General features: G+C 65.1%; 1 protein-coding gene. It reads left to right on the top strand.

Features of this window, described 5'->3' with window-relative positions; translation table 11 throughout:
- Positions 1–42: 42 nt before the first annotated feature.
- Positions 43–398, top strand: a 356-nt coding sequence (locus MKL01_RS31530) for a transposase (RefSeq protein WP_243909119.1), incomplete at its 3' end; no start/stop codon positions are given.

Here is a 398-nt window from a genome sequence, read left to right as displayed (position 1 = left end):
GAGGCTGATTGGGAGGATCAGCCAGGATCGAAGGAGTCGGACATGCGGCGAGGTCAGGAGACGAGCGCGGAGCAGGTGGTGCTGAAGCTGCGCCCGATCCAGGTGCAGACGGCACAAGGCAAGAGCTTGGCGGTAGCGTGCAAGGAGGCGGAGATCTCCGAGCAGGGCTATTATCGCTGGCGCAAGGAGTACGGTGGCCTCCAAGCCGACCAGGCCACGAAGATGAAGGACCTCGAGCGCGAGAACGCGCGATTGCGGCGGCTCGTGGCTGACTTGTCCTTGGGGAATCAGGTGCTGGCGGACGTCGCCTCGGAGGGTTGGAGCCGGGCTTCCCCCTCTGGTCCCGCCCAGTTCCCAGCTCCCGGTCCCTCCGGAGTCAATCCGAGATGCAGTACTCC

This window comes from Methylobacterium sp. J-070 (assembly GCF_022829385.1).
Classification (GTDB): Bacteria; Pseudomonadota; Alphaproteobacteria; order Rhizobiales; family Beijerinckiaceae; genus Methylobacterium.
Note: the sequence above shows the minus strand (reverse complement) of the source record. Positions and strands in the feature narration are given on the sequence as shown.